Source organism: uncultured Thiodictyon sp. (assembly GCF_903828115.1).
GTDB lineage: Bacteria > Pseudomonadota > Gammaproteobacteria > Chromatiales > Chromatiaceae > Thiodictyon.
In genome coordinates this window covers 1-7,450 of the sequence record NZ_CAIKKU010000320.1, presented here as the reverse complement: position 1 = coordinate 7,450, position 7,450 = coordinate 1, and the positions used below count along the sequence as shown (strand labels likewise).

Below are 7,450 nucleotides of genomic sequence, written 5' to 3'. Positions count from 1 at the left end.
TCCGACGGGTGCTGCTGTCACGTTCTCCGGCGCAACTGAGCGTCAAGAGGCTTGAGTTGCAGGCCGCAACGCCTATCAACCAAGTGCGGATAAATCCTAACTTCATCACTGAGCAACTTTGCTCAGAATTTTAGGAACAGTGTGACCCCATGACGCCATCCGTGCTATCGCCTGCCCAGCCGCCGCAAGACCGACGCGCCGGGGTGATGCTGCACCCCAGTTCACTGCCCGGCGGCGGGGTCTGCGGGGACTTGGGCCCTGAGGCCCGCTACTTTGTCAACTTCCTGGTCGACTGCGGCCTGTCGGTCTGGCAGATGCTGCCGGTCGGCCCGACCCTGTCCGAGGGTTCGCCCTATCAGACCAGTTCGGTCCATGCCGGCAATCCGCGCCTGATCGCCCTGGAACCCCTGCTCGCGCGCGGCTGGCTGCTCGGCCTGCCGGATTACACACTCGAAGACCCCTATCGCGCGCAGTCGACGGCCCTGGGCCACGCCTTCGCCGGATTCCAGGCCCACGCGGCGGCGCAGGAGCGCGCGGCGCTGGACGCCTTCAGCGTCGAGCACGCCTATTGGCTCGCGGACTACGCCCTGTTCCGTGCCCTCTGGGAGGAGCAGGGGCGGCCCTGGTGGCTCTGGCCCGAGCCCCTGCGTGATCGCGACCCCGCGGCCCTGGCGGCGGCCCGCGCGCGCCTGGTCGAGGCCCTGGCGTACATCCACTTCGAGCAGTTCCTCTTCTTCAGCCAGTGGCAGGCACTGCGCGACTATGCCAACGGGCGCGGGGTCCGGCTCTTCGGCGACCTGCCCATCTTCGTCGCCCACGACAGCGCCGAGGTCTGGGCGCGGCCCCAGGACTTCGACCTCAACCCGGACGGGACCACCCGCACCGTGGCCGGGGTCCCGCCCGACTATTTCTCCGCCACCGGCCAGCGCTGGGGTAACCCGCTCTACGCCTGGCAGCGCATGGAGCAGAACGGCTTTGCGTTCTGGATCGAGCGCCTGCGCACCCAACTGCGCCTGTTCGACCTGATCCGCATCGACCACTTCCGGGGCTTCGAGTCCTTCTGGGAGATCGACGGGTCCGAGCCGCTTGCGACCAATGGCCGGTGGGTCAAGGCCCCCGGTGCCGCCCTCTTCACGCGCCTGACGGAGGTCTTCGGCCCCTTGCCCCTGGTCGCGGAGGACCTGGGGGTCATCACCCCTGAGGTGACCGCGCTGCGCAAGCAGTTCGGCCTGCCCGGTATGAAGGTCCTGCAATTCGCCTTCACCGGCGAGCCGGACAATCCCTACGTACCCTTCCGCCATGAGCGCGACGCCGTGGTCTACACCGGCACCCACGACAACGACACCACGGTGGGCTGGTTCGAGTCCCAGAGCGACGCGGCCAAGGGTTACATCTATGAGTTCCTCGGCCACTCGCAGGAGGCTATGCCCTGGCCCCTGATCCGCGCCGCGCTCGCCTCGCGCTGCGACCTGGCGATCCTGCCCATGCAGGACCTCCTGGCCCTGGGCAGCGAGCACCGGATGAACGTACCCGGGGTGGCCGGCTACAACTGGAGTTGGCGGTTCACCTGGCCCATGGTCGCGCCGGAAACCCCGGCGCGGATCAGGCGGCAGTTGGAGATTTATCAGCGGTTGGTGCCGGGGCAGGGCTGATAGGATGACTCGTGCCTCCTTGTGATGCCGGGTTCAATCAGTCGAGAAAGCAAAAGGGTTGATCAGTTGCAATCCGCACGCCTCGAAGTCGGTCAGATTGCGCGTGCCAAGCGCTATCCCGTTCGCCAGGCCAGTACCGCCAGCGACGGCTTCGACGCCATGACCGCCGAAACCACATTGGTGTCGAGCAGGATCATGGATCGAAACGAATCGGTTCGTGGGGTTCCCTTGGGGGTAGCTCCAAGGTTACCCCATGGGTTGGCCCGAACAATTCACGCGCCAGGTCGCTCAAGCGTTCCGGCGCCGCGACCGCGCGCTTGAGTATCCGCCGCGCCTCCTCTTCCATGGATACGCCCTGGTTCTCCGCCCGCCGCCGCAGGCGTTCGTAGGTTTCGTTATCGAGTCGTCGCACGCTCAGGTTTGGCATACAGGCTTTTCTCCGCCAGTGATGTCATCGTAGACTGGAGGCCGTCGGGCGCAGTCTTGCCATCACATGCTAGCACTCGCCAGCGAATCCATCCATGTAGTGAGGGGCGCCGTCATGGGATCAGCCCCATCATCTCCAGATAGTGTCGCGCACTGCGGCCCTGTTCGTACTCACTGACGGCGGAGCGCAGAACCGCCGCGGGCAGGGGCCGGTCCAGGGTCGCCGCCATGGCCGCGGCCATGGCGTCCACCGCCCCGACCGGCACCAGGGGCCCGAAGCGGCCCCCATCCAGTACCTCGGCGGGACCGCTCGGGCAGTCGGTGGCGACCACCGGGACCCCCAGCGCCAGGGCCTCGGTGAGCACATTGGGCGAGCCCTCCCAGGCGGAGGAGAGGACGAAGAGTGCGGCGCGGGCCAGATAGCGGTAGGGGTTGGACTGGAAGCCGACCAGGGCCACCTGCTCGCCGAGCCCCAGTTCGGCGATCAGGGCCGCGAGTGCCGGACGGGCATTGCCCTCACCCAGGATCAGGAGCCGGCAATCGCGCCCGGCCCGCACCCGGGCGAAGGCGCGGATCAGGGTCGGGAAGTCCTTCTGGCGCTGCAGACGGCCGGCGGCGCAGATGACGGGCGGGCCCGGGGCATTGAGCCATGGGTGCGGGCAGGGTCGCGCCGCCTGGACCGCCAGTTCCGGGGTGATCACCGGGTTGCGGATGACCGCGATGGATGCCGCGGGCAGCCGGGCGATGCGCGCGGTGTCCTGCGCCACCCCGGTGGAGACCGCGATGATGCGGTCCAGGCGCGGATAGAGCAGGCGGATCGGCAGATAGCGCAGCCAGCGCGACACCGCGGCGCGTCCCGCCATAGCGGTGGACAGATGGGTGCCGAGCCGCAGTGCCAGCGGGGTGCCGGTGCCCGCCAGGGCGCGGGCGAGCACGGCGGTGCGGCCGGCCCGGTCTTTGGCCGCCAGCAGGGCCGCGGGGCGGCGCGCGCGCAGGTAGCGGGCCAGTGCCGGTGCGGCGAGCAGGGTGTGATTGGTAGTAAGCTCGATGCGCGTGACCGCCTCCGGCAGGCGCCCAAGGTGCGGACTCTCGGCGCGCACCAGCACCAGGTCCACTGCCTGGCCCAGGTCCACGAAGCCGCGGATCAGGTTGATCAGCATCCGCTCCACCCCGCCGGTACCGGAGAAGGAGGCGAAGACGGCGAGTGGACCGGGGGCAGGCGGCATGGGAATCGTCGCAGGGTTGGGGGCGGGGTGGTTGGTCATGATCCCAAGAAAGATCCGTTGTCCGCAAATGAACGCAAATGAACGCAAATTCAAAAAGGGCCTTGACTCGCCATGCCCCGGCCGGACGCTGCTAGAATCCCCGTCTCTGCCGCGTAGGAATGTCGTGCGGGCGCTCCGCGTCCGGTTCTTGGCACTGGACGCGGAGCGCCCGTACTTGCTCCCACGCTGGAGCGTGGGAGCCAGAAGGGTCTGACTCGATGGCAGTGACCCTACGGGTTCCAGCAGAGCATCGACAGACGCGGCAGGTCTTTGATCCACGATCTTTTTTTGCGTTCATTTGCGTTCATTTGCGGACACTAATTCTTCTACTGACCCCTGACCCCTGACCCCTGACCCCTCACCCCATGCCCCACACCGTCTATTTCTTCGGCACCTGTCTGATCGACACGCTCTTCCCGCGGGCCGGGCTCGCGGCCATGCAACTGCTGCGGCGCGCGGGTGTGCGGGTGATCTTCCCCCAGGGGCAGACCTGCTGCGGCCAGCCGGCCTACAACAGCGGCTATCGGGACGAGGCGCGAGCGGTCGCCCGCGCCCAACTCGATGCCTTCCCGGCGGACCTGCCGGTGGTGGTGCCCTCGGCCTCCTGCGCCGGGATGCTCAGGGTCCAGTATCCGCTGCTCTTTGCCGACACGGCGGACGCCGCGCGGGCGGATGCCTTCGCGGCGCGCGTCGTGGAACTCTCCGATTATCTGGTACGGGTGCTGGATGTGCGCCTGACCGACCTGGGGCCGCCCATCCGGGTGGCGGTACACAATTCCTGCTCGGCCCGGCGGGAACTGGGGGTGGCCGACGCGACCATGGACCTCCTCGGGCGCCTGGCGCGGGTCGAACTGGTGGAGCCCGAGCGCGCCGCCGAGTGCTGCGGCTTCGGCGGCGCCTTCTCGGTCAAGCAGCCGGAGATCTCCGCGGCCATGGCCGCCGACAAGGCGCGCGCCATCCTGGCGACCGGGGCCGCGGTTCTGGTGGGTCAGGACTGCGGCTGCCTGATGAATCTGGGCGGAACGCTGGGGCGCCTTGGCGGCGGCCCGCTGGTCCGCCATCTGGCCGAGTTCATTTGGGAGCGCACCCACCGTGACGACTGAGTTTCGCCTCGCCATCGGGGCCGCCCTGGGACAGGATCGGGTGCGGGGGAACATCCGCCGGGCCATGGACGGGCTGGTGACGAAACGGCGCGAGGCCTTCCCGGACCCGCAGGAGCGCGAGAGCCTGCGCGACGAGGGCGCGGCCATCCGCGCCGAAGCGGTGGCGCGGCTGCCGGAACTGCTGGAGGAACTGGAGCGCACCTGTACCGGCAACGGTATCCAGGTCCACTGGGCCGAAACCGGGGCGGACGCCAATCAGATCGTCCTGGGCATCCTGCGCGCGGCGGGGGCGAACGCCATCCTCAAGGGCAAGTCGATGGTCTCGGAGGAGATGGGGCTCAATGAATTCCTGCAAGGACAGGGCATCGAGGCGCTGGAGACCGACCTGGGGGAGATCATCATCCAACTCGCCCACGAGGCCCCCTCCCACATCATAGCCCCGGCCATCCACAAGGACCGCGCCGAGGTCGCCGCCCTATTCCGGAAACACTTCCCGGACCAGCCGCCGGCGCAGCAGATCGAGGAACTCACGGCGCTCGCCCGCACGGTGATGCGTGAGCGCTTCCGCGGCATGACGGCGGGGCTCTCCGGGGTCAACTTCGCGGTGGCCGAAACCGGCACCCTGTGCCTGGTGGAGAACGAGGGCAACGGGCGGCTCTGCACTACGCTCCCGGACGTGCATATCGCAGTGATGGGGATCGAGAAGGTGGTCGCCCGCCTGGATCAGGTCCCGACCCTGCTGACGCTCCTGACCCGCAGTGCCACCGGCCAGCCCATCACCACCTATGTGAACATGATCAGCGGCCCGCGCCGTGCGGGGGAGAAGGACGGCCCCACGGCGGTCCATCTGATCCTGCTGGACAACGGGCGTTCGCGCATCCACGCGGACCCGGAGCTCTCCGCGACCCTGCGCTGCATCCGCTGCGCCGCCTGCATGAATCATTGCCCGGTCTATGCCCGCCTGGGCGGTCACGCCTACGGTACCGTCTATCCGGGTCCCATCGGCAGCATCCTGGAGCCCCAACTCCAGGGCCTGGCCGAGCGTGGGGAGATGGCGGATGCCTCCAGCCTGTGCGGCGCCTGTGCCGAGGTCTGTCCGGTGCGCATCCCCATCCCGCGGCTACTCAATCGGCTGCGCTATGAGGCCGTCAGCACCCGGGCGGCGTCGCCCACGCTGGGACACGGCAGCCGTCGGCTGGCCGTCCAGTCCGGGATCTGGCGCCTGTGGTCCTGGGTCTGTGCCCACCCCCGCGCCTACCGCGCCCTGACCCGGCTGCTGGGCCTCCTGCGCCGGTTGCAGCCGACGCGCCTGCCGCCCTGGACGGACACCCGCGAGGCGCCGCGGCTCGCCCCCGAGAGCCTCCACCGCCAGGCCCGTGCGGCCGGCTTTCCCGACCGCGCCTGAGCGATGGGCGCACACGATCGCCGCGATCCGTTCAGCCCATTTTGTGAAAGTCGCCGGGAGACTCACTATGCAGGCCCGGGTTGACGCGTAACCGCGCTCCGGCCCCCGTGACCCCCAGGAGTCGATCGCCCATGCCTGCACCGCCACCCCGTGAGGGCAGCCTCGAAGCCCCGATCCGTCACCCGCTCGACTGGCGCAACCCCGCGTTTTACGACGAGGGCTCGCTGCTCGAGGAACTGGAACGGGTCTTCGATATCTGTCACGGTTGCCGACGCTGCGTGAGTCTGTGCCAGTCCTTTCCGACCCTGTTCGACCTGGTAGACTCCAGTGAATCGCTGGAGGTGGATGGTGTGGCCCAAGCGGACTACTGGAAGGTGGTGGACCACTGCTACCTGTGCGACCTGTGCTACATGACCAAGTGTCCCTATGTGCCGCCGCACCAGTGGAACCTGGACTTTCCGCACCTGATGCTGCGGGCCAAGGCAGTCAAATACCGGGTAGGCGACGTCAAATTGCGCGACCGGATGCTGACCAGCACGGATCTCGTGGGGTCCCTGGCGGGGATCCCGGTCGTGAGCAGGGTCGTGAATGCGGCCAACGAGAACGCCCTGGCCCGGCGGGCGCTGGAGGCGGTGCTGGCGGTCCATCGCGACGCCCGGGTGCCCCGCTACCAACGCGAGACCCTGCGCCGCGCGGAGCCGGGGCGTATCGGCCGGGCGGCGACCGGAAAGCCGGCGGGCGCCACCACCGGCAAGGTGGCCCTGTTCGTCACCTGCTATGGCAACTATAACGAGCCCGACATCAATGCCGACCTGATCGCCGTCTTCGAGCACAACGGCATCCCGGTCACCCTGGCCCGACAGGAGCAGTGCTGCGGTATGCCCAAGCTGGAGTTGGGCAATCTGGCGGCGGTGCAGACGGCCAAGGAGGCCAACATCCCGGTCCTGAAGGCCCTGGTGGATCAGGGCTGGGACCTGGTGGCGATGATCCCGTCCTGTGTGCTGATGTTCAAACAGGAACTGCCGCTGCTGTTTCCGGATGATCCGGACGTGCAGGCGGTGAAGGAGGCGATGTTCGATCCCTTCGAGTATCTGATGATCCGGCACAAACACGGCAAGTTGAACCTGGGATTCAAACAACCCCTGGGCCGCGTGGTCTATCAGGCGTCCTGCCACCAGCGGGTGCAGAACATCGGGCAGAAGACCCGCGAAGTGTTGGCCCTGGTACCGGACACCCGGGTGGAGGTCATCGAGCGCTGCTCCGGCCACGACGGGACCTACGCGGTAAAGAAGGAGTCCTATCCCGTGGCGATGAAGATCGTGAAACCGGTGGCGGTCCGGGTGGCGCAGGCGGCCCCCGACCACTTCGGCAGCGACTGCCCGATGGCCGGGGCGCACATCGCCCACGCCCTCGGGCAGGACGGCCGGCAGCAGCATCCGCTGACGCTGTTGCGTATGGCTTACGGGATCTAGGCAACGAGTCAAGAGCAAGTTAAACGCAATCGTTGTCGTTGTCGTTGTCGTAATCGGAGAAACGATTCACCTTGGGGTGCGAGAGAATCCGGGGCACTACTACAACCTCGATTACGACAACGACAAC

At 67.8% G+C, this 7,450-nt stretch carries 6 protein-coding genes; 4 read left to right on the top strand and 2 right to left on the bottom strand.

What is annotated here, in order from left to right; genetic code table 11:
- Positions 1-149 precede the first annotated feature (149 nt).
- The gene (gene malQ, locus QZY48_RS11605) at positions 150-1,652 is read left to right on the top strand and encodes a 4-alpha-glucanotransferase (protein WP_295431015.1); all 1,503 of its coding nucleotides are present in this window, start codon (positions 150-152) and stop codon (positions 1,650-1,652) included.
- A gap of 193 nt (positions 1,653-1,845) precedes the next feature.
- Here malQ and QZY48_RS11600 read toward each other — a convergent pair whose 3' ends face one another.
- Together QZY48_RS11600 and QZY48_RS11595 are read right to left on the bottom strand one after the other, a co-directional pair.
- Positions 1,846-2,079: a hypothetical protein gene (locus tag QZY48_RS11600; RefSeq protein WP_295431014.1), complete on the bottom strand. Its 234-nt coding sequence runs from the start codon at positions 2,077-2,079 to the stop codon at positions 1,846-1,848.
- A 112-nt stretch (positions 2,080-2,191) separates the two neighbouring features.
- Entirely contained in the window at positions 2,192-3,343 is a 1,152-nt protein-coding gene (locus tag QZY48_RS11595) for a glycosyltransferase (protein WP_295431013.1), read from the bottom strand.
- Positions 3,344-3,708: 365 nt separating this feature from the next.
- Between QZY48_RS11595 and QZY48_RS11590 the strand changes: the two genes are divergently transcribed.
- The 3 genes from QZY48_RS11590 to QZY48_RS11580 all read left to right on the top strand — a co-directional run bounded on the left by QZY48_RS11590 (position 3,709) and on the right by QZY48_RS11580 (position 7,323).
- Positions 3,709-4,446, top strand: a complete 738-nt coding sequence (locus QZY48_RS11590; protein WP_295431012.1) for a (Fe-S)-binding protein — start codon at positions 3,709-3,711, stop codon at positions 4,444-4,446.
- Positions 4,436-5,851 (top strand): LutB/LldF family L-lactate oxidation iron-sulfur protein, encoded by a 1,416-nt coding sequence (locus QZY48_RS11585; protein ID WP_295431011.1) that lies wholly within the window; start codon positions 4,436-4,438, stop codon positions 5,849-5,851. Before QZY48_RS11590 ends, QZY48_RS11585 begins: the two co-directional genes overlap by 11 nt.
- Positions 5,852-5,982: 131 nt before the next feature.
- Positions 5,983-7,323 (top strand): heterodisulfide reductase-related iron-sulfur binding cluster, encoded by a 1,341-nt coding sequence (locus QZY48_RS11580; RefSeq protein WP_295431010.1) that lies wholly within the window; start codon positions 5,983-5,985, stop codon positions 7,321-7,323.
- Positions 7,324-7,450 lie beyond the last annotated feature (127 nt).

Coding starts and splice junctions, on each gene's coding strand:
- QZY48_RS11600 (WP_295431014.1), bottom strand. CDS start 2,079: ATGCCAAACCTGAGCGTGCGACGACTCGATAACGAAACCTACGAACGC.
- QZY48_RS11580 (WP_295431010.1), top strand. CDS start 5,983: ATGCCTGCACCGCCACCCCGTGAGGGCAGCCTCGAAGCCCCGATCCGT.
- malQ (WP_295431015.1), top strand. CDS start 150: ATGACGCCATCCGTGCTATCGCCTGCCCAGCCGCCGCAAGACCGACGC.
- QZY48_RS11595 (WP_295431013.1), bottom strand. CDS start 3,343: ATGACCAACCACCCCGCCCCCAACCCTGCGACGATTCCCATGCCGCCT.
- QZY48_RS11590 (WP_295431012.1), top strand. CDS start 3,709: ATGCCCCACACCGTCTATTTCTTCGGCACCTGTCTGATCGACACGCTC.